Source organism: Allokutzneria multivorans (assembly GCF_039537405.1).
Classification (GTDB): Bacteria; Actinomycetota; Actinomycetes; order Mycobacteriales; family Pseudonocardiaceae; genus Allokutzneria; species Allokutzneria multivorans.
In genome coordinates this window covers 361,731-386,158 of record NZ_BAABAL010000019.1, presented here as the reverse complement: position 1 = coordinate 386,158, position 24,428 = coordinate 361,731, and the positions used below count along the sequence as shown (strand labels likewise).

The window sequence follows — 24,428 nt, the reverse complement described above, 5'->3', positions numbered from 1 at the left end:
TAGCCGGATCGCTTGCCGTGCAACCGGCTGATCTTCGACGCTGCTGCTCATGCAGCTGGAGACAACGGCCGTCCACGCGGGCCGCGAAGACCTCGTCGACCTCGGCGTTCACGCCGTGCCGCTCGACCTCTCCACGACCTACCCGTCCCGGGACAGCCGGGAGGAGGCGCTCCGCCTGGACGCCTTCGCCGAAGGGGCGCAGCTGCCCGGTGCGCCGATCTACGGCCGCCTCGGGAACCCGACCGTCGCCCGCTTCGAGTCCGCGCTGGCCGCGCTCGAAGGTCTGCCCGCCGCCGTCTCCTTCGCCAGCGGGATGGCCGCCCTCTCCGCCTGCCTGCTCGCGGCGGTCTCGCAGGGCAAGCCGCACGTGGTCGCGGTTCGCCCGCTGTACGGCACCAGTGACCACCTGATCGCCTCCGGCCTGCTCGGCAACGAGCTGACCTGGGCCGATCCCGCCGATGTCGCCGCCGCGATCCGGCCGGACACCGGGCTGGTGATCGTCGAGACGCCCGCCAACCCGACGCTGAGCGAGGTCGACCTGCGTGCGCTGGCCGACGCGTGCGGGTCGGTGCCCTTGTTGGTGGACAACACTTTCGCGACTCCGGTGCTGCAACGCCCCGCCCAGTTCGGAGCCTCGATCGTGCTGCACAGCGCGACGAAGTTCCTTGGCGGACACGGAGATGTGCTCGGCGGCGTCGTGGCGTGCGACGAGTCCTACGCGCGCGTGCTGCGTCAGATCCGCATCGTCACGGGCGGAGTGCTGCACCCGCTCGCCGGATATCTGTTGCTGCGCGGGCTTTCCACGCTCCCCGTGCGCATCAAGGCACAGTCGGCGAACGCCGCCGAGCTGGCCGGTCGGCTGGCCGCGCACCCCGGAGTCCGGCGCGTGCACTACCCGCGACTCGGCGGCCCGTTGGTGGCGTTCGAGGTCGAGGGTGATCCGCACGCGGTGATCGCGGCCGTCCGGCTGGTGACCCCGGCGGTCAGCCTGGGCAGCGTGGACACGCTCATCCAGCACCCCGCCTCGCTCAGCCACCGCATCGTCGAGGAGTCCGACCGCCACGGTTGCGGTGTCTCCGACCAGCTCCTGCGGATGTCCGTGGGCCTTGAGGACGTCGACGACCTGTGGGCGGACCTCGACGCGGCGGTGCGGAGCGCGGTCAGCGCCGGTGCTCGATCAGTGCCAGCACCTGTGGGATGACCCGTTCCATCGGCTCGGTGGACTGGAAGGCGCGGCACAGCACCATCGCGCCTTCCAGGCTCACCAGCATCAGCATCGCCAGGCCGTCGGCCTGCTCCGGCTCGATGCCGTAGGACGCCAGCCCCTCGGCGAGCGCGCTCAGCCAGGCCGAGTACGCGTCCCGGCACGCCTCGGTCAGCGGCTCGGAGGTGGGCACCGAGTCCAGCACCACGGTCGTGATCGGGCAGCCCTCGGTGAAGTCGGAGTCGCGCAGCTGCTCAGCGAAACCCTTGCACATCAACGAGATCCAGTCCTCCGGCGTCGCGCTCATGGCACGCGCCTTACCGATCAGCTCGACCCACTCGCCGATGCACTCGCGCACCCCCGCGACGGCCAGCTCCTCCTTGCCGCCGGGGAACAGGAAGTACAGCGAACCGCGCGGGGCGCCGCTGTCCTCGATCACCTGCGCGAGGCCGGTCGCGTGGTAGCCCTGCCTGCGCAGCAGCTTGCGCGCGCTGTCGACGATCTTGTCCCGGGAGTCCGACTTGGGTCGTGGCACGCCTCGACCATACCGATCTGCGTAGTCAGAAGTAGGACGAGCGGCCAACGTGGTTGCGCGACAACGTGAACGGCACGCTCGGAGTGCAGCGAAGCCGGTTTGCCCGTGCGGCGAGCAAGGCGCGCGCGTTCCCTCGCCGACGGGCTCGCCGGGCCGCGTGAGAGTTCTTGATGGCCGGTTCGGTCAGGGCCGAACTTCGCTAGCTTCGGCTGCTCTGGCAGATCGAAGGGACACACATGCGCAGGTTGATGTCGGTGCTCGTGGCCGTGCTGGCCGCCGCGTCGGTCACGGGTTCCGCCCAGGCGGCCGGGCGGACACCGGTGGTCTTCGTGCACGGCTTCAGCGGGGGATCGTCGGTCCTGTTCGCGGAGATGATCGACAAGTTCAAGGCGGCGGGCTGGGCCGACCGCGAGCTCATCCGGTGGGACTACGACTGGAAGCAGTCCAACTTCACCACCGCGAACCAGCTCAAGGGCAAGATCGACCAGGTGCTCAGCGCCACCGGCGCCACCAAGGTCGACATCGTCGCGCACTCCATGGGCTCGCTGTCCACGCGCCACTACGTCAAGGCGCTCGGCGGCACCGCCAAGACCAAGCGCTGGCTGTCCATCGGTGGCGTCAACCAGGGCGCCGAGGTGGCCAAGCTCTGCCCGGGCTTCCTCTTCGACTCGTGCGCGGACATGAAGCCGGGCTCGAAGATGCTCAAGGCGCTCAACGACTCCACCCCCGCGCCCGCGCCGACGAAGTACCAGACGCTGTCCTCCAGCTGCGACCTGATGGCGCCGGAGTCCAAGGTCAAGATCCCGGGCGTGCCCAACGTGAACGTCGGCTGCTACGAACACATTTACATGCCCAAGGGCGACCGCGTGATCACCGAGGCGATCAAGTACCTCAGGCCCTGACCGCGTCCATGAGGATGGCGTGGTGGTCGAAGGCCAGCTTCGGCAGATCGGCCAACGGCCACCACCCCGCCTCCTTCGCGTCGGAGGACCCGCGCACCGGAACGGGTTCCGGCAGTGCGAAGAGGTAGGCGGTGCTCTTGTAGAGGCCGCGCGGATCGCGACCGGGCGCGTCGTACACGCCGACCCACCGCAGTTCCTTCGCGACGCAGAGCAAACCGGTCTCCTCGGCGAGCTCGCGCACCGCAGCGTCCACAGTGGACTCTCCGGCGTGCACGTGCCCGCCGGGAAGCGCCCAGTGCCCGACGAAGGGCGGTTTCCCGCGCCGGATCAGCAGCACGTGCCGCCGTCCGGCGCGGGAAGCCACGACCACCACGTCGGCCGTGGTGATCACGAACCGACCAACGGGCCGGTGAACAGCAGCACCGCGGCGGCGCTGCCCACCCCGAGCACCAGGGCCACGAGCGCGGGCCGTGCTCCGCCCGAGGCCCAGGGCTGGGACCGGTCGAGGGAGTACCGGCCGGGGCCGATCGCGGCGACGCACACCGCGATCACCGCGACCACGATGGGGTACTCCGCACCCCCGTCCTTCGACCAGTACCCGACCGAGGTCAGGGTGACCGCGACCGCGTTGGACATGACGCCCACCAACGCCGCCGAGGCGAGCGGGGTGAGCAGTCCCACGGCCAGCATCAGCCCGCCGGCCAGCTCGGTCAGCCCGGCGACCACGGCGAACGGGTAAGCCGGGGCGTACCCGCGCGAGGCGAAGAACGCCGCGGTCCCGTCGAGCCCACCTCCGCCCAGCAGGTTGAACAGCTTCTGCTCGCCCTGCAACGCGATGAAGATGCCGACCACCGCGCGCAGCACCAGCATCCCGACGTCGCCGGCCTTCTCGTTCCCCTTCGGGGTGAGCAGCGCCTTCACGTCAGGACCGCATGCCGTAGGAGTCCAGCAGCGCCTGGTCGCCGAGCACGTAGGTGGTGTCGGTGCCGACGGTCTGGTCGCTGGGGCCCCTGCTGCACATGCACATGTGGCGCCCGGTGGAGTGCACGCGGACCGCGCGCGCCCCGCCCGAGGTCATGATCTCCCTGGCGATGTCGGCGACCAGGTCCTCCTGGATCTGGAAGCGCTTGGCGTAGGCGTTGACCAGCCGGGGGAACTTGCCGAGACCGATGATCTTGGTGCCCGGCACGTAGGCGATGTCGATCTTGCCGAAGAACGGCAGGAAGTGGTGCGCGCAGATGGAGAAGTAGTTGATCTCGTGCACGCGGACCACGCCCTGGTGGTCGCCCTCGACCGGGCGAGTCGTCTTGAGCAGGGTCGACGGGTCGATCGAGTAGCCCTCCAGCAGCTCGCGGTAGGCCCGCACGATGCGGTCCTCGCACTCCGGCTCCGCGAACCACCGCACGGCGCGGTCGTCGTCGGTGACGTTGGACTTGATCCACTCAGCGATCGTGGTCATCACGCGTTCCTTCCCGATGCGGCCGTGGCGGCGGCCGGCGAATGGGGCGATCTTGGAAGGCGCGGATGGAGCAGCGATGGAGCTGTGATGGAGGGGAGCGCTCGAACCGGCCCCCGACCTGCCCGCACTCAAATACCGGAAGCGGGGTTTGAACCGAGGATCACCTCGACCGCGGTGCTGATCTCCGAGGGCGTGAGGTCGGCGCGCGCGGTCAGGCGGAGCCGGGAGACGCGGTCGGGGACCGACGGCGGGCGGAAGCAGCCGACCGCGACGCCCTCGGCCCGGCAGCGCAGCGACCACTCCAGGGCTTCGGCGGGCGAGGGGGCGCGCACGGAGACCACGGCGGCCTCCGGAGTGCTGGCCGAGAGCCCCGCGTCGGCCAGGCGCTGAGCCAGTTCGCGCGCGACAGCACGGGCTCGGCCGGGCAGGGCGGGCTCGGCGCGGATGATCCGGAGGGCGGTGAGCGCGGCTCCGACGGCGCTCGGCGCGAGGCCCGTGTCGAAGATGAAGCTGCGCGCGGTGTCGATCAAGTGCGCGATCACCCGTTCGGAGGCCAGCACTGCTCCGCCTTGTGCCCCAAGGGATTTCGAGAGCGTGGTGGTGACGACGACGTCCGGCTCACCCGCGAGCCCGGCCGTCAGAGCGGCTCCCCCGCCCGCGCCGAGCACGCCGAGCCCGTGCGCGTCGTCGACGACCAGCCCGGCGCCGTGGTCGCGGCACGCCTCCGCCAGCTCAGCCAACGGAGCCAGATCACCGTCCACGGAGAAGACCGAGTCGGTCACCACCAGCGCCCGCTTGCGCGTGCGGTTCGCCAGCGCGTCCCGGAATGCCGCCACGTCGCGGTGCGGCACCACAACGGTCTCCGCGCGGGACAGTCGCCCGCCGTCGATCAGCGAAGCGTGGTTGTGCTCGTCGGTGATCAGCACCGTTCCCGGACCGGAGAGCGCCGCGATCACGCCGAGGTTCGCCGCGTAGCCGGTGGAGAAGACCAGCGCGGCGGGGAACCCGCAGAACTCCGCCAGCTCGGCCTCCAGCTCGGCGTGCAGCTCCGTCGTCCCGGTGACCAGGCGGGAGCCCGTCGCGCCCGCGCCCCACTGCAACGCTGCGTCGGCGGCGGCCTTCGTGACGCGGGGATCGCGGGTCAGGCCGAGGTAGTCGTTGCTCGCGAGGTCGAGCACGGTCGCGACCTCGGGCCTCGGCCGCAGCGTCCGGCTCAGCCCGGCTTTCGCCCGTGCGGCCGAACGCGTGTCCAGCCAGTCGAACGTGTGGGTTCCAGTGCTCAAGCTCACTCGGGCAGTCTCGCATCGCCCGGTTACCGTCGTGCCCGTGCGGGCGGCGGCGGATGTGGGGATCGGGTTCGACCTGTTCGACCCCGGCTTCGTCGCCGAGCCCGAAGAACCGCTGGCCCAGCTGCGCGAGCAAGCCCCGGTCCAGCGCGATCCGAGCACCGGGCTGTGGCTCGTCAGCCGCTACGCCGACGTCCGCGAGGTGCTCGCCGACCCCGAGGTGTTCCGGCCCGACAACGCGCTCACGGCGGTGACGCCGCTGCCCGTTCCGACGCTCAGGATGCTTGCCCGGGCGGGGTTCTCGCTGCCGCCGACCTTGGCCAACAACGGCACCGACAGCCACTCCGGCCTGCGCCGCGTCGTCGCGTCCTTCCTCACGCCGCCCCGGATCGACCGCGCCATGGAGCTGACCCGCGCGCTCGTCGCTTCGGGGCTCGACGAGGCTCGGCGTCAGCTCGCGGAGACCGGCTCGTGCGATCTCGTCGAGCTGATCGCCCGCGACCTGCCGTGCTTGGTGCTGCTGGACATTCTGGGCATCGAGGGAGTCGATCTACCGGTTCTCAAGGCCTGGAGCCGCGCCTCTCTGGAGCTGTTCTGGGGCAATCCCGATCCGGCCCGGCAACGGCAGCTCGCCGAGGAAGCCGCGGAGTTCCACCAGTGGCTCGCCGCGCGCGTCAGGGCGGCTGAGCCCTCGCCAGAGGATCTCTTCGGAGCGCTTGTGGCACACCGCAAACCCGGAGAACGCCCGCTGCGCGTCGCCGAGGCGGTCGGCGTCTGTTACTTCTTGTTGATCGCAGGACAAGAGACCACGACGCAGCTGCTCAGCACACTGATCCGCCGCTGCGTCGAGCGCCCCGAACTGTGGAAACGGCTCTCTGACGGGGAGAACGGCCTCGCGGCGGACTGCGTCGAGGAGATCCTGCGCCGCGAACCCCCGGTGATCACCTGGCGGCGGATCACCGCGCGTGGGACGAGCCTCAGCGGTGTGGAGCTGCCCGAGGGCGCCCAGCTGCTGCTGATGCTCGCGGGCAGCGGCTCCGATCCGGAGGTCTTCGCCGAGCCCTCGCGGCTGTGCCCGGGGCGTGCCCAGGCGCGACGGCACCTGGCTTTCGGTTACGGCAGGCATTTCTGCCTCGGAGCCGGGCTGGCGCGCGCTGAGGCCGCCGTGGTGCTCGACGCCGTCGCCCGCGCACTGCCCGACCTCCGCCTGCTGGAGCCCGATCCGCCGATGCTGGGGCTGCTGTCCTTCCGCGCGCCGACGAGGCTTCAGGTGGCTCGCGCGTAGGTCCCGTGCCCGAAGACGATCTTGCCGTCCTTGAAGGTCAGGATCTCGTTGACCAGGTTCCCGCGCTCGTTGCGGTAGTTGATCACGATCGTGTCCACGCCGACGTACACGCCCTCCACGGCGAAGTGCAGCTCCGGCAGGAACTTCAGGCCCTTCTCCCAGTACTCGCGCAGCGCCGCCTTGCCGACGACCTTGCCGTCACCGCCGAGCAGCCGCGCCGCGACGGGGGAGTGGAACACCACGTCGTCGGCGTAGTGCTCCAGGATCAGGTCGAGGTCGTGGGTGTTCCACCTGTCTTCCCAGTCACGCGCGAATTCTTCAGCGAAGTCCATATCGATGCTCGACCCCGCAAGCGGGTCTTCGGTATCCATGTGGCATGCGTAGCAGTGGGATTCCCGACTGTCGCGGCGTTTTCCCACTGTGTGTGATGATGCCGGGGACGACGCGAGGGGAGTGCGAGGAAGCCGGTGCGAATCCGGCGCGGTCCCGCCACTGTGACCGGAGCGATCCGGGAGCCAGGAACTCACCCCCTTCGCCGGGCGCGCACCCCCGCGCGTCCGACCCCTACCCGGGCGTGGACACCCGAGGAAGGAACTGCGCTGGTGACCGCTCGCTATCCGTTCTCCGCCGTCGTGGGGCACGAGGACCTGAGGCTGGGGCTGCTGCTCAACGCGGTGCACCCGGGCATCGGCGGAGTGCTCGTCCGAGGTGAGAAGGGCACGGCCAAGTCGACCATCGTGCGCGGGCTCGCGGCGCTGCTGCCTGCTTTGGAAGCCGTGCGCGACTGCCGCTTCGCCTGTGACCCGCAGCGCCCCGACCCCGGCTGCCCGGACGGCCCGCACTCGCCCGACTCGCCCGACTCGGTCGTCAGGCCGTCGAGCCTGGTGGAGCTGCCCGTCGGAGCCACGGAGGACCGCCTCGTCGGCTCGCTCGACCTGGAGCGCGCGCTGACCGAGGGCGTGCGCGCGTACCAGCCCGGCCTGCTCGCGGCGGCCCACCGAGGCGTGCTCTACGTCGACGAGGTCAACCTGCTGCACGACCACCTCGTGGACCTGCTGCTCGACGCCGCCGCGATGGGGCGGGCGCACGTGGAGCGCGACGGCGTGTCCGTTTCGCACGCGTCGTCCTTCCTGCTGGTCGGCACCATGAATCCCGAGGAGGGCGAGCTGCGGCCACAGCTGCTCGACCGCTTCGGCCTGACCGTGCAGGTCAACGCGTCCCGTGACGTCGAGACGCGGACCGAGGTCGTGCGTCGTCGCCTCGCCTACGAGGCCGATCCCGCTGGTTTCGCGCAGCAGTGGGAAAAGGCCGACGCCGAGCTGGCGGAGCGCATCGTCGATGCACGCCTCGCGCTGCCCAGCATCGCGTTGCCCGACTCCGAACTCCGCCGCATCGCAGCGGTGTGCGCGGCGTTCGAGGTGGACGGCATGCGGGCTGACCTCGTGGTGGCTCGCGCGGCTCTTGCGCACGCGGCGTGGCGCGGTGGGGATGCGGTGACCGCGGCCGATGTGGAGGTCGCCGTCCGGCTCGCGCTGCCGCACCGCCGTCGCCGCGACCCCTTCGACGAGCCCGGCCTGGACTCCGAGCAGCTGGAGCAGGCCCTTCGCGATGCCGCCGAGCAGGCCGAAGCTCCCGAGCCCCCAGAGGACGACGGCCCTGGCTCCGGTTCTCCATCGCCAGGTGAAGGGCCGTCTGCGCCTCCTCAGGAACAGCAACCGGGTCAAGGTGCTGGCGGTGGTGGTGAGCAGCCGCCCGCCAAACCCGCGCAGCAGTTCCGCCCGCGCTTGCTCCAGGTCCCCGGGCTGGGCGAAGGCGCGCCGGGCCGTCGTTCCCGTTCCCGCTCGTCCTCCGGCCGCGTCGTCCGATCCTCCACTGTGGACGGACATGGCGTGCACCTGACCGCGACCGTCCAAGCCGCCGCTCCGCACCAGCACGCGCGCGGACGCAGCGGCTCCGGGCTCGAACTCCGATCTGGCGATCTTCGCCGCGCGGTTCGTGAGGGCCGCGAGGGAAACCTGGTGCTGTTCGCCGTGGACGCGTCCGGCTCGATGGCCGCCCGCTCGCGGATGTCCGCGGTGACCGGCGCAGTGCTGTCGCTGCTGCGTGATGCCTACCAGCGGCGCGACAAGGTCGGCCTGATCACCTTCCGTGGCCGTGAAGCTGAGGTCGCGCTGCCGCCAACGTCCTCTGTGGACGCTGCTGCGGTGCGGCTGCGCAGGCTCCGCACGGGTGGTCGCACACCCCTCGCCCACGGGCTGCTCGCCGCGCGGAAACTGCTTGCGGCAGAACGACTTCGTGATCCGCGTCGGCGTCCGCTACTGGTGCTCGTCACCGATGGGCGCGCCACCGTCGCCGCGAGCCAGGGCGGCGACGCGCTGCACGACGCGATGCGCGCGGCGGCGCTGCTCGAAGCCGACGGTGTCGCGAGCGTCGTCGTGGACTGCGAGAACGGCGTTGTCCGGCTCGGCCTGCCCGACCGGCTCGCTCTCGCGCTGGGCGGAACCTGCCTCCAGCTCGCCGAACTGTCCGCTGAGCAGGTGGCCGGGGTCGTCCGCGCCGCCCGTGCTGCATAAGGAAGTCCCAAGAGGGGAAGACACAGTGCCGCAAGGACAACCTTCGGTCGTGCCCGCCGATGGCAAGACCACTCGGCAGCGCAGGAACCGGCCGCTCGTGGTGGTGCACACCGGCGTCATGAAGGGCAAGTCCACCGCCGCGTTCGGGCTCGCGCTGCGCGGGTGGAACCAGGGCTGGGACATCGGCGTTTTCCAGTTCGTCAAGTCCGCCAAGTGGAAGGTCGGCGAGGAGGCCGCTTTCCGCGCGCTCGGCGAGCTGCACGCGAACACCGGCCAGGGCGGTCCCGTCGAGTGGCACAAGATGGGCGAGGGATGGTCCTGGTCGCGGAAGAAGGGCACCGAGGAAGACCACGCCGATGCCGCGCGCGAGGGCTGGCGCGAGATCGCCCGCCGGATCGCCGAGCAGCAGCACGACCTCTACGTGCTCGACGAGTTCACCTATCCGCTGCACTGGGGGTGGATCTCCGTGGACGAGGTCGTCGCGACGCTCGCCGATCGCCCCGGCCACCAGCACGTGGTGATCACCGGCCGCAACGCTCCGGCGGCGCTGATCGACGCCGCCGACCTCGTCGTGGAGATGACCAAGGTGAAGCACCCCATGGACGCCGGTCAGAAGGGCCAGCGGGGCATCGAGTGGTGACCGCCGAGGTTCTCCGGTCTTCAAGTACCGCAAACCCCGCCCGCGCGCGTCTCCAACCGCCCCCTACGTCCGTGCACACCGAGGGTTCGCGGTGAGCGCGGGTCTGGTGGTCTTGAAGACCGGCGGACCGGGGTTCGCGGTGGTTAAAGACCTCGCGGGGCGGGGGTTCGGTGTACTTGAAGACTGGCAAACCCGTGGCGGCAGGATGCGGGGTTTGTGGTGGTTGACGACGGCGTGGGCGGGGGTTGGGTGGTCTTGAAGACTGGTGAACCCTGTGCGGCGCGAGGTTTGTGGTGGTTGAAGACGGTGCGAAGGGGGTTGAGGGGTCTTGAAGACTGCGGAACTGGTGGCGCGGGTGGTGCTCGCCGCGCCGGGCTCGGGGTGCGGGAAGACCACGGCGGCCACCGGGCTGATCAGCGCGCTGCGCCGGGCGGGGCACCGCGTCGCGCCCTTCAAGGTCGGGCCGGACTACATCGACCCCGGCTACCACTCGATCGCGGCGGGCCGCCCAGGCCGCAACCTCGACCCCGTCCTGGTCGGCGAAGAGCGGATCGCGCCGTTGTTCGCACACGGCTCCGCGGACGCCGACATCGCGGTGATCGAAGGCGTGATGGGCCTCTTCGACGGCCGCTCCGGCACACCGAGCTTCGGCTCGACCGCGCACGTGGCGAAGCTGCTCGACGCGCCGGTGGTGCTCGTCGTCGACGCGCGCGGTCAAGGCCGTAGCCTCGCCGCGCTGCTGCACGGGTTCCGCGGCTTCGACCCCGAGGTCCGCCTGGCCGGAGTGCTGCTGAACAACGTCGGTTCTCCGCACCACGAACAGGTTCTGCGCGACGCGTGCGACGAGGTCGGCCTGGACGTGGTGGGCTGCCTCCCGCGCCGCCAACAGCTCGACGTGCCCTCGCGCCACCTCGGCCTGGTCACCGCCGTCGAGCACGGAGCCGCCGCGCTCGACGCGGTCGCCGCGATGGGGGACCTGGTCGCGGAGTCGGTGGACCTCGAAGCCGTCGTCCGCCTCGCGCGATCGGCTCCACGGAGGGGAACCACGCCGTGGAAGTCCACTGTGGACAATCCGGTGGCAGGTCGGCCCGTCGTCGCGGTGGCGGGTGGGCGGGCGTTCACCTTCGGCTACGCGGAGCACCTCGAACTCCTCGAAGCGGCGGGCGCGGAGGTCGTCCCCTTCGACCCGCTGCGCGACGAGCACCTGCCGGAGCGCACGGCCGGACTGCTCCTGCCCGGTGGCTTCCCGGAGCAGCACGCCGCCGAGCTGAGCGCGAACACGGTGCTGCGCAAGGAAGTCGCGGACCTCGGAAGACCCGTGCACGCGGAGTGCGGCGGGCTGCTCTACCTCGCGCGATCCCTGGACGGCATGCCCATGTGCGGAGTGCTCGACGCCGAGGCGGAGATGACCTCGCGGCTCGTGCTGGGCTACCGCGACGCCGTCGCCGCGACGGACTCGCCGGTCGGGGCGCTCGGAGAACGCCGGACCGGGCACGAGTTCCACCGCACCCGCATCACTCCCGGAGCCGGAGCGCAGCCCGCGTGGTTCTGGCGTGATCGCGAAGGTCGTCCCGTTCGCGAGGGTTTCGCGGTCGGCGGGGTCCACGCCTCCTACCTGCACACACATCCCGCCGCGGCGCCGGAGTCCGTGCGGCGCTTCGTGGAGCGCTGCGCGATGTGACACGGTGTCCGGCGTGGAGCACGTTGACCCGTCGTCCCAGATGCGCATCGACGCCGATGACCCGTTCGCGCTGGCGCACGTCGCCTGCGTGCTCCCACTGGTCGTCCTGCGCACCCGGCGCACGGTGCTCCGGCCCTTCCGGGTCACCGACGCCGCCGACGTGGCCGAGGGCGTCGACGACGAGGTCCTGCGCTGGATCCCGCTGCCCGAGCCCTACGACGAAGCCGCCGCGCTGACCTGGTGCGCCGAGCAGTCCCACCACGTGCGCCTCTCCGGCGAGGGCCAGAGCTGGGCGGTCTGCGACCCCGAGACCGACCGCTTCCTGGCCACCATCGGCCTGACCAGGACGCGGTGGGAGCACCGCGTGACCGAGGTCGGTTACTGGGCCGCTCCGCACGCGCGGGGCCGGGGGTTCATGACGGAGGCCACGAGGATGGTCGCGGAGTGGGCGCTGCGCGAACTCGACTTCGCCCGCGTGGAACTGCGCGCGGCGGTCGGGAACACGGGCTCGCAGCGGGTCGCGGAGAAGGCCGGGTTCACCCGTGAGGGTGTGCTGCGCAACGCCGACCGGCACCGGGGACGCCAACACGACCTTGTTTCATGGTCGCTCGTTCCGGCCGATCTTGACTGATTGTGCCCGCTCCAGCGCCCAACGTGACCGGGCTCGTGAGCCGATCACGCGTGGCGGTACCGTCTTCGCGACCACTGTTTGTCATGTCGTGACTGTCGTGTCGCAGGAGCGGCCGAGGGGAGCAACCGTGAACGGGCGAGTTTCGTTCATCGGCGCCGGGCCTGGCGCAGCGGACCTGCTGACGCTGCGCGCGGCGCGACGGATCGCCGAGGCCGACGTCGTTCTGTGGGCGCCGAGCGTGCTGGACGCCGACTGCGTCCGCGAGCACGCCTCCGCAGAGGCCGAGCTGGTCGACTTCACCCTGGTCGGCCAGGACGAGGTCCTGGAGATCTACCGGCGCGCGATCGTCAAGCGGCTCAAGGTCGTCCGCCTGCACCCCGGGGACACCGCGCTGTGGGGCTCCGTGCAGGAGCAGCACGACATCTGCCGCAAGTTCGGCCTCGACGTGGAGATCGTCCCCGGCGTCTCCACCTACTCCGCCGCCGCCGCGACCGTCGGCAAGGAGCTCACGGCCACCGAGAACGCCCAGTCGATGATCATGACGAGGGTCGAGGGCAGCAACTCCGACCTGCCGGACGCCGAGCGCATCCGCGCGTTCGCCCGGCACGGCACCACGATGGCGATCTCGCTGCCGGGGGCCCGTGCGGGCCAGTTGGCCGAGGAGCTGATCGAGGGCGGCTACGCCGAGGACACCCCCGTCGTCGTCGCCTACAAGACCACCTGGCCGGACGAGCTGACCGTGCAGACCACCGTCGGCGAGCTGGAGCGCGTGGTCAAGCAGCACAAGCTCTGGCGGCACACGCTCTTCCTCGTCGGCAAGGCGCTGCGCAACGGCGGCGCCCGCTCCTACGCCCCCGCCTCCACCGCGGCCGGCTACCGCCGCACCAGCCGCCCGCTGCGCGCGGTGAAGTCCGTCGAGCCGCAGCTGATCCCGGGCGAGGCGGAGTCCACCGCCAAGTCCGCGCAGCCCGGCTCCGACGTGGCGTGGTGGGCCGTTCGCGACCTGCAGGAGACCACCCGCACGACCAGCCGCACCGCCCGCCGCTACCGCACCGCGCGGCTCACCGGCACCTCCACCAGGGTGGCCGCGGCCAGCAAGACCACCAAGCACCCCGACCAGGTGACGCTGCCCGTCGACCTCCCCGAGGTCCCGGCGGTGGCTGAACAGGCCAAGCCCAAGCGCAAGCCCGCCGCGGAGAAGCCCGTCGCGGACACGGCGGAGAAGACCGAGAAGGCCAAGGCCCCCACCAAGGTCGCCAAGGGCAAGAGCACCGCGCCGCGCAAGCCGAAGCGCTCCTCCAAGACCGGCTGAGCACACCGTCCACAAAGGACTCTCGGCCGGAACGTTTGCATTGCCGTCGAACGGGTGAATCTCCGGCGCGGCGCGCGCCCGAGGGCCCGGCTATGGGCTAACTGATGGGTGTCCGTGGGCATGGGCGCCCCGCCCACCTGGTTCCAGCGCACCGGTCGTGCCCCGGGGATGTGGAGACGAGCTGTGCGTACGGGCGTTGGCCGCTCCGGCGGGATGTTCCGCCGAGGCCGCCAGACAACGGAGGCCGGACCGGTCGGTCACGAGCTGCTCCAGCAGCGGTCGCCGAACCACGAGCGCCCGCGCTCCGGAACACCCGCCGCGATCTCGGTGAGCGTGGTCGGTCTCGACGGTCAGGGGTTGCCGCGCGGCGCCACCGAGGTGCTCGCCGGGGCCAAGGTCGTGCTCGGTGGTCGCGTGCACCTGGACGCGCACGCCCCGCACGGCGCCCGCCGGATCCCGCTCGGCGAACCGGGAACGGCCCAGTTCGACCAGGCGCTCACCGACCTGGAGGAGCTCTCCGAGCAGGACGGCCCCGCCGTCGTGATCACCTCCGGCGACCCCGGCTTCTTCGGCGTGATGCAGGGGCTGCGCGAGCGCGGGGTGCGGACCGCCAAGGTCCTGCCCGGCGTCACCGGCGTGCAGCGGCTGATGGCCAAGCTCGGCCGCTCGTGGGACGACGTGCTCGTGGTCAGCGCTCGCGGCCGCGATCTCCGGCGCGCGCTCAACGTCTGCCGCGCGCGGCCCGCCGTCGCCGTGCTGACCGACGCCGTCGCCGGTCCCGCGGAGATCGGCGCGGGCCTCACCGGCTGGCGCCGCACGCTGATCGTCGCCGAGGACATGGACACCCCGGACGAGCGGATCTCCGTGGTGGACCCGCCGAAGGCCGCCAAGCGCCGCTGGCGCGAGGCGAACGTCGTGCTCTGCCTCGCCGACCCCGAGGCCGTCCCGCCGCGCGGCTGGTGCGCGGGCGGAGAGCCGATCCCGCCCGCGTCCGGGTGGGCGCTGCCCGAAGAGGCCTTCGCCCACCGCGACGGCACCGTCAGCAAGGCCGAGGTGCGCGCGCTCGCCCTCGCCAAGCTCGGCCCGCGCCCCGGCACGCTCATCTGGGACGTCGGCTCCGGTGCCGGGGCACTGGCGATCGAGTGCGCCCGCCTGGGAGCCGCTGTCGTCGCCGTGGAGCCCAATCCCGTGCAGTGCATGCGCATCATCGCCAACGCCGCGACCCACGGCGTCGACATGCGCATCGTCGAGAACGAGGCCCCGGCGGCGCTGGTCGGCCTGCCCCGCCCCGACGCGATCTTCGTCGGCGGCGGAGGTCCCGAGGTCGTCGCGGCGTGCGCGGCCGTCGGAGCCGAACGCGTCGTCGTCGCCCTCACCGCCCTGGACCGCCTCGGAGCGTGCCGGGACGCGCTGCGGCACTCCGGCTACGTGGTCGACGGCTGCCAGCTCTCCGCCAACCGCCTCGCCACCATGTCCGACGGCGCCAGCCGCTTCGTCGGCACCACCCCCACCCTCCTCCTCTGGGGCCGCCGTTCCACCTCGTGACCCTCAACCCCCTCAGCGCGGACTGAAGTACCCAATGTGGCACTGGTTACGTCTGGCGAAACAAATGCCACATTGGGTACGACCCCGGATGGGGGATGTGGAGCGGGGATAGGGTTTCGGGGTGATCGGGTTGTTTGCGGTGACGGCGCAGGGGCGTCGTTCCGCGGGGGAGCTTGCGGCACACCTGGGCGCGGACGCCGCGGTGGTCGAAGGGGCGGTGAAGCCCGCGCTGCGGCGGATGTGGCCGCGACTGGGCGCCGCCGTGTTCTTCCTGTCCACCGGGGCGACGGTGCGGATGGTGGCGCCGCTGCTGACCGACCGGCACGGCGACCCGGCCGTGGTCTGCGTCGACGAGGAGAGCGGCTTCGCGGTCGCGCTGACCGGCGGCCCGGCGGCGAACGCGCTGGCCGACCGCGTCGCCGAGTTCCTCGGCTGCCGCCCGGTCGTCACCACGGCGGCGGAGTCGGTCGGCGCCACGGTCCTCGACGAGCTGGTCGAGCTGCTTGAGGCCACTGTGGACGGTGAACTCGCCGACTGCGCTGCCGCGCTGCTCGCCGGAGAGCCGGTCCGCGTGGTCAATCCGCTGCGCTTTCCCTTGCCCGCCATGCCTTCCAACGTCACGGTGCACGAAGAACCGCCGCCGAGTGGTCCACAGTGGACGGTGGTGGTGGACGACCGGCTGCTCTCGGTCGAGGGCAAGGTCCTCCGCCTCGTGCCCAGGACCCTGGTGATCGGGATCGGCTCGTCCATCGGGGTGTCGGCGGGCGCGGTGACCGGCCTGCTGGCCGAGCTGGCGGAGCGCGCCGAGCTGGACCTGCGAGCGGTGCGCGCCTTCGCCACGGTCGACGCCAAGTCGGACGAGCCGGGAATCGTGGACGCGGTCGACGACCACGGCTTCTGGCAGGACAGCGCGCCCGACCTGCTGCACTACCCGGCGGAGACCCTCGCCGGGGTCGACGTGCCGACGCCGAGCGAGGACGTGCGCGCGGAGATGGGCACGCCCAGCGTCGCCGAAGCCGCCGCGCTGCACGCCGCGGGTGAGCTGGCGTGCGGCTCTCCGGTGGAGCTGGTCGCGGCGAAGCTCAAGGGGGACAAGGCAACCGTCGCCGCGGCCAGGGTGCGCCCGCGCGGTCGGCTGGTCATCGTCGACGCCGGTCCGGACGCCGAGGACCTCCGCGTGCCCCGCGCCGAGGCCGAACTGCGCCGCGCTGCCGTGGTCGTCGGGCTCGAAGCCGACTTGGAGCGCGTCCGGCACCTGCTGCGCCAGGGCACGGAGGTCCGGGTGAGCGTGCCCGGCGACGAACGTCAGCGCGCGGCCGAAGCGGTGCGCCTGGCCGTCGCGGGGCTCTCCGTGGCCCTGGTCGGCTCCGGCGCGCTGATCGGTCCCGCGCTGGAGCAGGCCGACGCGCGGATCGAGATCGCCGGAGTGCCCGGCGTGAGCCCTGAGTCGGCGGCAGCGGCCGCGCTGGGCGCTCCGCTCGGCGCCGACCACGCGGTGATCAGCCTGGCCGACTCCGCGACGCCGTGGCCGGTGATCGAGCAGCGCGTGCGCGCCGTCGCCGAGGCCGACGTGGTGGTCTGCCTGCGGGACAACGCGGACTGGCGGCTCGGCGCCGCGCTGGACCTGCTGCGCCTGCACCGCCCGCCGAGGACCCCCGTCGGCGTCGTCGGACCAGGCGCCGGCGCCGGTTCCGGTGCCGAAGTGGCGATGATCACCGGCTTCGACCCGGCAGCCGTTCCGGCCTCCGCCACGGTCGTCGTCGGGAGTTCGCGGACCCGCGCGGTCGGCGGCCGGATGGTCACTCCGCCCGCGTCCGCGCATTGATGCGCAACCGGTAGCACGTTGTGATGAAAAGGTGGCTCAAGCCCTTGCCGCGCAAGGGCATTCGGGTGTGCCATTGATGTGCCCGTCTTGACGAGGTAACACGTCCCAGGTGGGAGGTGGAAATTGCGAGCACTGGCCAGGACGAGATCCGCGGCCGCGGCAATGTTGACCACGGGAGATCCTCCGTCACCGTTGGGTTGAGCGTGACGGCCCGGTCAACGGCACCACCCGGCCCCGGTCTTCCGGCTGAGCCGACCAGAGTCGAGCACCACTGCTGAACGTGTGTGAGCGGTTGCGGAAACTTGAGATCGCGACCGCGAAAGAGACGACGAAGTGTACGGTCGAGGCGGGGATCGTGGCCTCGTCGATTTCTGGAAGAGTTTCACGTTCGCCGACCCGCTTTGCCTGCCCCTCCCGCCGCCCGGGGCAGGCAAAGCTCATTTCGCTCCTATTCCGTTTCTTTTCTCGGAGCCCTCTCCGGACCGCCCGCGGGCCTCCCGCCGGCCTCCGTCGAAGATCACGTGGCCGACACGGCCCGGGCTCAACCCCCTCCGGCCGGATTGACGCGGCCTCGCCCCCGCCCCCACGATGCGGGGCGCCACCAGTGCGAGGAACCCGGTGCGAATCCGGGACGGTCCCGCCACTGTGATCGGGTCGAGGTGATCCGAGAGTCAGGAACTCCCTGGTGGTCGCGCGCCACGCCGTGGCTCGCGCGAACTCCCCCTCGGGCGAGGCACCCAGGAGGTTCCTTTCATGACGTCCCTTGACGCCCAGGCTCCCAGCGGCGCGTGGACCGCGCAGGAGCGGCGAAGGCTCTTCGGCATCATCGGCGCGATCGTGGTGCTGCACGTCGTGGGCATCGGGCTGTACCTGGCCTACGCCGACAGCTTCCCCGGCTCCGGCATCCTCGCCTCGGCGGGCGCCATCGCCTACGTGCTCGGCGTCCGGCACGCCTTCGACGCCGACCACATCGCCGCCATCGACGACACCACGCGGCTGATGTTGTTGCGCGGCAAGCGCCCCATGGGCGTCGGCTTCTTCTTCGCGATGGGCCACTCCTCGGTCGTCCTCGTGCTCGCGCTGGTCGTCGCGCTCGCCGCGGGCACCGTCGCGGAGTCCGAGGTGGAGGGCGTGCAGGAGGTCACCGGCACCATCGCGACGATCGTGGCGATCTCGTTCCTGCTGCTCGTCGCCGTGCTCAACGCGGGCGTGCTGCGCTCGCTGAGCGGGCTCTGGCGGAAGCTGAAGCGCGGCGAGATGGCCGAGGCCGAGGTCGAGCGCGTGCTGATGAACCGCGGTGTGTTCAACCGGATCTTCGGCGGGCGGCTGCGCGTGCTGATCCGCTCGTCCTGGCACATGTACCCGGTCGGCTTCCTGATGGGGCTCGGCCTGGACACCGCCTCGGAGATCACGCTGCTCGGCCTCACCGCGACCCACGCGGCGGGCGGTCAGCTCCCGCTGGTCGCGGTGCTGAGCCTGCCGTTGATCTTCGCGGCGGGGATGAGCACGTTCGACACGCTGGACTCGCTGCTGATGACGCGGGCCTACTCGTGGTCCTACCGCAACCCGGTGCGGACGTTGTTCTACAACACGGTCACCACCGCGATCACCGTGGCGATCGCGGGCTTCGTGGTGGTGGTCTACGTGTCGCAGCTGCTCGCCGAGAAGGCCGGGCTGACGTGGCTGGCCGGGATCGGCGAGATCTCCGAGCAGTTCGAGATCATGGGCTACGGCATCGCGGCGACCTTCCTGCTGGCGTGGGGTGGCGCGGTGCTGTGGTGGAAGGCGCGCGGCTACGAGGAACGCCACCCGGCGATCGCGGCGGGCGAGTGATCTCACAGCGCTCTCCGGGTGTGTTCGGCGGCGCGGATCGGCATGCTTAGCGGTCATGCGGGCTGAGCAGCACTACCTCGCCGGGTTGGACCTCGCCGGGCGGCGCGTCGTGGTGGTCGGTGCGGGCACGGTCGCCCAGCGCCGACTGCCGCGACTGGTCGCCTCGGGAGCGGTCATCGAGGTCATCTCGCCGGAGGCGACCCCGGCCGTGGAGGCGATGGCGACGGCGGGGGAGTTCACCTGGACCCGCCGCACCTACGCGGACGGCGATCTCGACGGCGCCTGGTACGCGGTCGCGTGCACCGACGACACGGCCGTGAACGAGGCGATCACCGTTGAGGCTGAACAGAAGCGCGTGTTCTGCGTGCGCGCCGACATCGCCCGCCTCGGCACCGCCGTGACCCCTGCGGTGGGCTCGCACGACGGGCTCCTGCTGGGCGTTCTGGCTGGCGGTGAGCACCGGCGCTCCGCCGCCGTGCGCAACGCCGTGGTCGACTCGCTGCGCTCGGGCGTGGTCAGCGACGCCGCTTCGCCTGCTCTGCCCGGCGTGGCGCTCGTCGGTGGTGGGCCTGGCGACCCCGAGCTGATCACGGTGCGCGGCAGGCGTTTGCTGGCGCAGGCCGATGTCGTGGTGGCCGACCGGCTCGCCCCGCGCGAGCTGCTGGAGGAGCTCGCGCCGCACGTGCTCGTCGTCGACGCGTCGAAGATCCCGTACGGCCGCGCGGCCAGCCAGGACGTGATCAACTCGACGCTGATCGAGCACGCGAAGGCCGGGAAGTTCGTGGTGCGCCTCAAAGGCGGTGACCCCTACGTCTTCGGCAGGGGCTTCGAGGAACTGCTCGCCTGCGCCGAGGCCGACGTCCCGGTGACCGTTGTCCCGGGCGTCACGAGTGCTTTCGGGGTGCCCGCCGTCGCAGGCGTGCCGGTGACCCATCGCGGTGTCGCGCACGAAGTCGTTGTGGTGTCAGGACATGTGAGCCCGACCGACGAACGGTCCCTTGTGGACTGGCCCGCGCTGGCGAAGCTGCGCGGCACCCTGGTGCTGATGATGGCCGTCGAGCGCGCGGACGTCTTCGCGAGCACGCTGATCGAGCACGGCCGCCCCGCCACAACGCCCGTAGCGGTGATCCAGGAGGGCACCACGCGCGCTCAGCGAGTGGTGCGCACGACGCTGGACAAGCTCGGCGCCACGATCACCACCGAGGCGATCCGCCCGCCCGCGATCATCGTCGTCGGCGAAGTGACCGCTGTAGCCCCCTGAGCCCGCACCGAACCCCGAGAACGCGCGAAACCCCCGCGCCCCACGCTGAGTGTGGGGGCGGGGGTTTCCCGTTGGTGGAGCTCAGGTGCTAGTGGGTGGGGGAGTTGAAGCGCTGACGGCCCCCGGTGCCACGGTTCTGACGGGCGGCGCGGTCACCACCCTGGTGGCCGCGGTCGTCGCGAGGACCGGCGGCGCGCTCGGGGCGGCGCCACTCTTCACGCGGAGCGCGCCCGCTCGGGCGGTCGTCGGAGCGGAAGCCGCTGCGGGCCGGGCGGTCGTCGTTGCCCCGGAAACCGCGCTCGTCCCGGCGGAAACCGCCACGGTCGCCACCGCGCTCGCCGCCACGGTCGTCGGAGCGGAAGCCCCCACGGTCACCACCGCGGTCGTCCCGGCGGAAGCCGCCGCGCTCGCCACCACGGTCGTCGGAGCGGAAACCGCCACGGTCCTCGCGACGGACACCACGGTCCTCGCCACGGTTGTCGTCGCGGCGGAAGCCACGGTCGCCACCGTCCTCGCCGCGGAAACCGCCACGGTCACCACGGTCGTCGCGGCGGAAACCGCGCGGGCGGTCGCCGTCACGGGCGGGGCGACGGCCGAAGCGGCCACCGCGCTCGCCACCACCGGCGCGGGCCGGGCGACGCTCGGGGCGAACGGCCTCGTCCGGCAGTTCGATGCCGCTGGGCCTCTGCGCGCCGGTGATCTCGTTCAGCTCGGTCCAGCCCGGGCGGACCCGGGTGATGGTCGGCTGCACGCCCGCCTTGGAGGTCATCGCCTGCACGGAGCGGCGCTGCGCCTGCAGCGCCAGCGTGACGACGACACCGGCCTGGCCCGCGCGCGCGGTGCGACCCGCGCGGTGCAGGTAGTCCTTCGGGTCCAGCGGCGGGTCGACGTGCACGACCAGGCTCACGTCGTCGACGTGGATGCCGCGGGCGGCGACGTTGGTCGCCACCAGGCAGGTGGTGACGCCGTCGCGGAAGTCGCCGAGGGTGCGGGTGCGCGCGCCCTGGGTCTTGCCGCCGTGCAGGCCGCCGGCCTTCACGCCGACGGAGCGCAGCTTCTTGGTCAGCCGGTCAACGCCGTGCTTGGTGCGGACGAACATGATGGTCCTGCCCTCGCGGGCGCCCACCTCGGCGACGACGTCGAGCTTGTCGTCGTTGCTCATCAGCAGCACGTGGTGGTCCATCGTGGACACGCTCGCCGAGGGCGGCGCGGTCGAGTGGGTCACCGGGTCGGTCAGGTAGCGCCGCACCAGCTGGTCGACGTCGCCGTCGAGGGTGGCGGAGAACAGCAGCGTCTGGCCGTTGGGCGCGACCTGGTCCAGCAGCTCGCGGACCTGGGGCAGGAAGCCCATGTCGGCCATCTGGTCGGCCTCGTCCAGCGCGGTGACCTGGACCTCCGCCAGCGAGCAGGTGCCCTGGCGGATGTGGTCGCTGAGGCGGCCGGGGGTGGCGATCAGCAGGTCGACCCCGCGCCGCAGCGCCGCGACCTGCTTCGGGAACGAGGTGCCGCCGACGACGATGTTGCAGCGCAGGCCGAGGCCCTCCGCCAGATCACCGAGCGAGTCGCGGACCTGCATGGCCAGCTCACGGGTGGGCACCAGGACCAGGCCGCGCGGCTGCAGCGGCTTGGTGCGGCCCTGGGAGAGGGCGACGAGCATCGGCAGGCCGAAGGCCAGGGTCTTGCCGGAGCCGGTCTGGCCGCGGCCGAGCAGGTCGCGCCCGGCGAGGGAGTCCGGCAGCGTGGCGGCCTGGATCGGGAACGCGTCGACGATGCCGCGCTTGGCGAGGCGCTCGACGAGCACCTCGGGCAGGCCCAGCTCGGCGAAGGTCTTGGTCTCCGGGCTTTCGACGTCGGCGACGTCGGCGGTCTCCGGAACGTCCTGCGCCTCGACGGCGGCAGGGCTGGTCACCCGGTGGCGAGGCTTGCGCTGGGCGTGCTCGGTCCGGGCAGGTGAAACGATGGACACAGATCCTCCGAGACGTGGCACGTCTCGGGGACTCCCGCCGATCGATTCAGATCGCGAGACGGTCACAAGGACGGGCCCGGCGCTTTGTGCGCCGTTGAGTGGTCAGGAGCACCACCGGCCGACCGGGCCGGCAGACGCGATCTTCGCGCGACTGACGTGGTGCGTTCCCCAGTGTAGCTGGTCGCCGGATCGGCCCGGCCCCCGTGCGCCCCGTCGCGGAAAACCGTTTCCCGCGACGGGGCTCATGATCAACTATTCGCGCAGGTCAGCGGTGTGTCTCCCGGCCTGCGACAAGAACGGGGTGAGTTGGAGCACCCGCCTAGAGCAGCCTGGCCTCGCGGCGCAGCAGCTCCTCCAGCCAGTCCGCGTCGGCCACGTCCTCGGGCAGCCCGCGAGCGAGGAACCACGCGCACGTGGTGCGCACGTCGCGCCGGAGGAACTGCTCGCTCTGCGGATTGGCGACGAGGTCCACGACCTGGGGCAGGTCGATCACCACGAGCCGGTCCGCGTGCACGAGCAGGTTGAACGGGGAGAGGTCGCCGTGGGTGAGGCCCTCGGCGGCCATCAGCAGCATCGCGTCGACGAGCTGGAACCACAGCGCGCGCAGGGCGTCGGGCTCCGGCCGCAGCTGCGCGAGCCTCGGTGCGGCCGAGCCGTCGGGTTCGCCGACGAACTCCAGCAGCAGCTCCGTGCCCCGGTGCTCCACGGGGTAGGGAACGGGAACTCCCGCCGTCCACAGCCGGGTCAGCGCGGTGAACTCCGCTTTCGCCCACTGCTGCGAGATGACGTCGCGGCCGTAGCGCGTGCGGTTGGCGATGGCGCGGGTGTCGCGGGACCTGTGGGTCTTGCGGCCTTCGAGGTAGCCGGAGTCGCGGTGGAACATCCGGTGCTCGGAGCTCCGGTAGCGCTTGGCCGCCAGCAGGCAGCTCGCCCCGGAACCGGGGATCGAGCGCTCGATGAGGTGGACGTCGGCTTCCTTGCCGGTCTTGAGGACCCCGAGCTCGTGATCGACTGCCGAGTCGTCAGTGATCAGCCAGGCGGGGAGGGCGTGCGATGGCACGGTGTGCGCTCCTACGGGAAAGGACGGACATGGCTGCGAAGTTCATGTCGCACCTCCTCGTTTCGTAGGGAGCGCCAGGATCGCCGACGGCGCCCGCGCGTGCAATCGAGTTAGTCGGTGAGCAGCTCCAGCTCGGTCTCGCCGGTGACCTCCAGGCTGAGCCCGGCCGCCGCGGCGATCTTGATGACGTCCTTGAGGGAGGACGCTTCCTTGCGCGCGGAGCCGAGCACGCGAGCGAGGCGGCCCTTGTGCGCCTTGTTGAAGTGGCTGACCGTCTTGCGGCGCCCGGTGCCGTCGTCGGTGACCACGCGCACGGTCACCGCGCCCGCGACCTTGGCCAGCCCGGCGTAGGAGCCGGAGCGGAGATCGACCACGAGACCGTCCACTTCGGACAGTGCGGGTTCGAGCACCGGTTTCCACATGGCGCGCAAGGGACCTGTTGCGGCGAGCGTGCTGCCCGCGGAGAGCCGGTAGTGCGGGATCCGGTCGTTCCCGCGCACGAGCCCGAACAGCGCCGAGGCCACGGCCAGGCGCGAGTCCGCGCGGGCGCGCTCGGCCTTGGTGAGCGTGCCGATGGCGAGCGCGTCGTAGAGGACACCGGTGTAGCGGGTGAGCGCGAGCATCGTCGGCGCGGTGAGCAGCGCCGCGTTGTGCCCGACCTCGTCGAGCTGGCGTTCGGAGATCCCGAGCGCCGCCATGCTGGCCACCGGGTCCGCCGCGAGGTCGACGAGCGCGTCGACCAGTTTGCGGCGCACGGGGGTCAGTGCGGGGAAGGACAGCGCGTCCAGATCGAGAGGCGGGCCGAACCCGCCAAGGGCCTTCGTCTCCGACGGCGGCAGCAGCACGAGCACCCGCAGAGCCTAGAACCCCGGCTTGGTACGTACCCAATGTGGCGTTTGTTTCGCGAGACGTAACCAATGCCACATTGGGTTCATCAGTCCGCGCTGAGGAGGTTGAGGGTCGGCCTGCTCGCTGAGGACGGCCTCGCGGGCGTCCGGGGCGGTGGCGGAAGCGCGTCGCCACGCCAGCTGCGCGGTGAAGCCTCAGGTGGGCATCTCGGAGCGCTCGGAGACGCAGAACTCGTTGCCCTCGGGGTCGGTGAGCACGGTCCAGGTCAGCCCGGGCACGGTGAACTCGCCGCTGACCGAGGCGCCGAGCGCGACCAGCCGCTGCACCTCGGCATGGCGGTCGTCCGCGCTGAGGTCCACGTGCACGCGGTTCTTGTCGCGCTTCGGCTCGTCGACGCGCTGGAGGCCGATCGCGGCGCCCCTGGCGTCCTTCGGCGCGAGGAAGACGAACTCGCCGAGGTCGGCGACGACCGTGAAGTCGAGCGCCTCGGTCCAGAACGCGGTGAGCTTCGCCGGGTCGGCGCAGTCGATGGTGATGCAGGCGATGTTGAGTCCCATGCGATCGCACGGTAGACGCGCCGA

The 24,428-nt window shown here is 71.6% G+C and carries 22 protein-coding genes and 2 riboswitches; of the genes, 12 read left to right on the top strand and 10 right to left on the bottom strand.

Annotated elements, in window-relative coordinates; genetic code table 11:
• Positions 1–49: 49 nt before the first annotated feature.
• Positions 50–1,201, top strand: a complete 1,152-nt coding sequence (locus tag ABD798_RS29700; RefSeq protein ID WP_425549291.1) for a trans-sulfuration enzyme family protein — start codon at positions 50–52, stop codon at positions 1,199–1,201.
• On the opposite strand, the gene ABD798_RS29695 is transcribed toward ABD798_RS29700, so the two are convergent.
• Positions 1,161–1,739, bottom strand: coding sequence for a TetR/AcrR family transcriptional regulator (locus ABD798_RS29695; protein WP_344882016.1), 579 nt, complete (start codon positions 1,737–1,739; stop codon positions 1,161–1,163). The two genes, ABD798_RS29700 and ABD798_RS29695, sit on opposite strands and share 41 nt — an antisense overlap.
• A gap of 236 nt (positions 1,740–1,975) precedes the next feature.
• Here ABD798_RS29695 and ABD798_RS29690 point away from each other — a divergent pair, with 236 nt between their 5' ends.
• Complete coding sequence (locus ABD798_RS29690; RefSeq protein WP_344882014.1) at positions 1,976–2,641, top strand: esterase/lipase family protein; 666 nt, start codon at positions 1,976–1,978, stop codon at positions 2,639–2,641.
• On the opposite strand, the gene ABD798_RS29685 is transcribed toward ABD798_RS29690, so the two are convergent.
• The 4 genes from ABD798_RS29685 to ABD798_RS29670 all read right to left on the bottom strand — a co-directional run bounded on the left by ABD798_RS29685 (position 2,631) and on the right by ABD798_RS29670 (position 5,389).
• Entirely contained in the window at positions 2,631–3,032 is a 402-nt protein-coding gene (locus ABD798_RS29685; protein ID WP_344882011.1) for an NUDIX domain-containing protein, read from the bottom strand. The two genes, ABD798_RS29690 and ABD798_RS29685, sit on opposite strands and share 11 nt — an antisense overlap.
• Positions 3,029–3,562: a DoxX family protein gene (locus ABD798_RS29680; RefSeq protein WP_344882008.1), complete on the bottom strand. Its 534-nt coding sequence runs from the start codon at positions 3,560–3,562 to the stop codon at positions 3,029–3,031. Before ABD798_RS29680 ends, ABD798_RS29685 begins: the two co-directional genes overlap by 4 nt.
• A gap of 1 nt (position 3,563) precedes the next feature.
• Positions 3,564–4,100 carry a GTP cyclohydrolase I gene (folE, locus tag ABD798_RS29675; RefSeq protein WP_344882005.1) on the bottom strand — a complete coding sequence of 179 codons (537 nt, stop codon included), beginning with the start codon at positions 4,098–4,100 and terminating at the stop codon, positions 3,564–3,566.
• A gap of 128 nt (positions 4,101–4,228) precedes the next feature.
• Positions 4,229–5,389 (bottom strand): 8-amino-7-oxononanoate synthase, encoded by a 1,161-nt coding sequence (locus tag ABD798_RS29670; protein ID WP_344882002.1) that lies wholly within the window; start codon positions 5,387–5,389, stop codon positions 4,229–4,231.
• A 37-nt stretch (positions 5,390–5,426) separates the two neighbouring features.
• On the opposite strand from ABD798_RS29670, the gene ABD798_RS29665 reads away from it, so the two are divergent.
• Positions 5,427–6,671: a cytochrome P450 gene (locus ABD798_RS29665; protein WP_344881999.1), complete on the top strand. Its 1,245-nt coding sequence runs from the start codon at positions 5,427–5,429 to the stop codon at positions 6,669–6,671.
• On the opposite strand, the gene ABD798_RS29660 is transcribed toward ABD798_RS29665, so the two are convergent.
• Positions 6,653–7,042 (bottom strand): nuclear transport factor 2 family protein, encoded by a 390-nt coding sequence (locus ABD798_RS29660; RefSeq protein ID WP_344881996.1) that lies wholly within the window; start codon positions 7,040–7,042, stop codon positions 6,653–6,655. The genes ABD798_RS29665 and ABD798_RS29660 overlap by 19 nt on opposite strands.
• Before the next feature lie 86 nt (positions 7,043–7,128).
• A riboswitch (cobalamin riboswitch) is annotated at positions 7,129–7,196 on the top strand.
• 77 nt (positions 7,197–7,273) lie between these two features.
• On the opposite strand from ABD798_RS29660, the gene ABD798_RS29655 reads away from it, so the two are divergent.
• The 9 genes from ABD798_RS29655 (at position 7,274) to cobA (ending at position 19,972) form a co-directional block, all read left to right on the top strand.
• The gene (locus ABD798_RS29655) at positions 7,274–9,244 is read left to right on the top strand and encodes a putative cobaltochelatase (protein WP_344881992.1); all 1,971 of its coding nucleotides are present in this window, start codon (positions 7,274–7,276) and stop codon (positions 9,242–9,244) included.
• A gap of 25 nt (positions 9,245–9,269) precedes the next feature.
• Positions 9,270–9,884 (top strand): cob(I)yrinic acid a,c-diamide adenosyltransferase, encoded by a 615-nt coding sequence (cobO, locus tag ABD798_RS29650; RefSeq protein ID WP_344881989.1) that lies wholly within the window; start codon positions 9,270–9,272, stop codon positions 9,882–9,884.
• A gap of 328 nt (positions 9,885–10,212) precedes the next feature.
• Complete coding sequence (locus ABD798_RS29645; RefSeq protein WP_344881986.1) at positions 10,213–11,565, top strand: cobyrinic acid a,c-diamide synthase CobB; 1,353 nt, start codon at positions 10,213–10,215, stop codon at positions 11,563–11,565.
• Between the two features lie 13 nt (positions 11,566–11,578).
• Positions 11,579–12,196, top strand: coding sequence for a GNAT family N-acetyltransferase (locus ABD798_RS29640; RefSeq protein ID WP_344881983.1), 618 nt, complete (start codon positions 11,579–11,581; stop codon positions 12,194–12,196).
• A gap of 127 nt (positions 12,197–12,323) precedes the next feature.
• A complete protein-coding gene (locus ABD798_RS29635; protein WP_344881980.1) occupies positions 12,324–13,508 on the top strand; it encodes a cobalt-precorrin-4/precorrin-4 C(11)-methyltransferase in 1,185 nt (394 codons plus the stop codon).
• 183 nt (positions 13,509–13,691) lie between these two features.
• Positions 13,692–15,053 carry a precorrin-6y C5,15-methyltransferase (decarboxylating) subunit CbiE gene (gene cbiE / locus ABD798_RS29630; protein WP_344881977.1) on the top strand — a complete coding sequence of 454 codons (1,362 nt, stop codon included), beginning with the start codon at positions 13,692–13,694 and terminating at the stop codon, positions 15,051–15,053.
• 121 nt (positions 15,054–15,174) lie between these two features.
• A complete protein-coding gene (locus tag ABD798_RS29625; protein ID WP_344881974.1) occupies positions 15,175–16,878 on the top strand; it encodes a cobalamin biosynthesis protein in 1,704 nt (567 codons plus the stop codon).
• 585 nt (positions 16,879–17,463) lie between these two features.
• Positions 17,464–17,579, top strand: a riboswitch (cobalamin riboswitch).
• Positions 17,580–17,631: 52 nt separating this feature from the next.
• A complete protein-coding gene (locus ABD798_RS29620; protein ID WP_344881971.1) occupies positions 17,632–18,711 on the top strand; it encodes a HoxN/HupN/NixA family nickel/cobalt transporter in 1,080 nt (359 codons plus the stop codon).
• Positions 18,712–18,766: 55 nt separating this feature from the next.
• Positions 18,767–19,972, top strand: a complete 1,206-nt coding sequence (gene cobA / locus ABD798_RS29615) for a uroporphyrinogen-III C-methyltransferase (RefSeq protein WP_344881968.1) — start codon at positions 18,767–18,769, stop codon at positions 19,970–19,972.
• Positions 19,973–20,060: 88 nt separating this feature from the next.
• On the opposite strand, the gene ABD798_RS29610 is transcribed toward cobA, so the two are convergent.
• The 4 genes from ABD798_RS29610 to ABD798_RS29595 all read right to left on the bottom strand — a co-directional run bounded on the left by ABD798_RS29610 (position 20,061) and on the right by ABD798_RS29595 (position 24,404).
• Positions 20,061–21,938 (bottom strand): DEAD/DEAH box helicase, encoded by a 1,878-nt coding sequence (locus tag ABD798_RS29610; RefSeq protein WP_344881965.1) that lies wholly within the window; start codon positions 21,936–21,938, stop codon positions 20,061–20,063.
• A 319-nt stretch (positions 21,939–22,257) separates the two neighbouring features.
• Positions 22,258–22,998, bottom strand: coding sequence for a serine protein kinase RIO (locus ABD798_RS29605; protein WP_425549290.1), 741 nt, complete (start codon positions 22,996–22,998; stop codon positions 22,258–22,260).
• Between the two features lie 110 nt (positions 22,999–23,108).
• On the bottom strand, positions 23,109–23,849 hold the full coding sequence (gene yaaA, locus ABD798_RS29600) for a peroxide stress protein YaaA (RefSeq protein WP_344881963.1): 741 nt from the start codon (positions 23,847–23,849) through the stop codon (positions 23,109–23,111).
• 192 nt (positions 23,850–24,041) lie between these two features.
• A complete protein-coding gene (locus tag ABD798_RS29595) occupies positions 24,042–24,404 on the bottom strand; it encodes a VOC family protein (protein WP_344881960.1) in 363 nt (120 codons plus the stop codon).
• Positions 24,405–24,428 lie beyond the last annotated feature (24 nt).

What these genes read in the sequence shown, in the direction of transcription:
- ABD798_RS29595 (WP_344881960.1), bottom strand. Translation starts at nt 24,404, where the DNA reads ATGGGACTCAACATCGCCTGCATCACCATCGACTGCGCCGACCCGGCG.
- ABD798_RS29700 (WP_425549291.1), top strand. Translation starts at nt 50, where the DNA reads ATGCAGCTGGAGACAACGGCCGTCCACGCGGGCCGCGAAGACCTCGTC.
- cobA (WP_344881968.1), top strand. Translation starts at nt 18,767, where the DNA reads ATGCGGGCTGAGCAGCACTACCTCGCCGGGTTGGACCTCGCCGGGCGG.
- folE (WP_344882005.1), bottom strand. Translation starts at nt 4,100, where the DNA reads ATGACCACGATCGCTGAGTGGATCAAGTCCAACGTCACCGACGACGAC.
- ABD798_RS29620 (WP_344881971.1), top strand. Translation starts at nt 17,632, where the DNA reads ATGACGTCCCTTGACGCCCAGGCTCCCAGCGGCGCGTGGACCGCGCAG.
- ABD798_RS29690 (WP_344882014.1), top strand. Translation starts at nt 1,976, where the DNA reads ATGCGCAGGTTGATGTCGGTGCTCGTGGCCGTGCTGGCCGCCGCGTCG.
- ABD798_RS29660 (WP_344881996.1), bottom strand. Translation starts at nt 7,042, where the DNA reads ATGGATACCGAAGACCCGCTTGCGGGGTCGAGCATCGATATGGACTTC.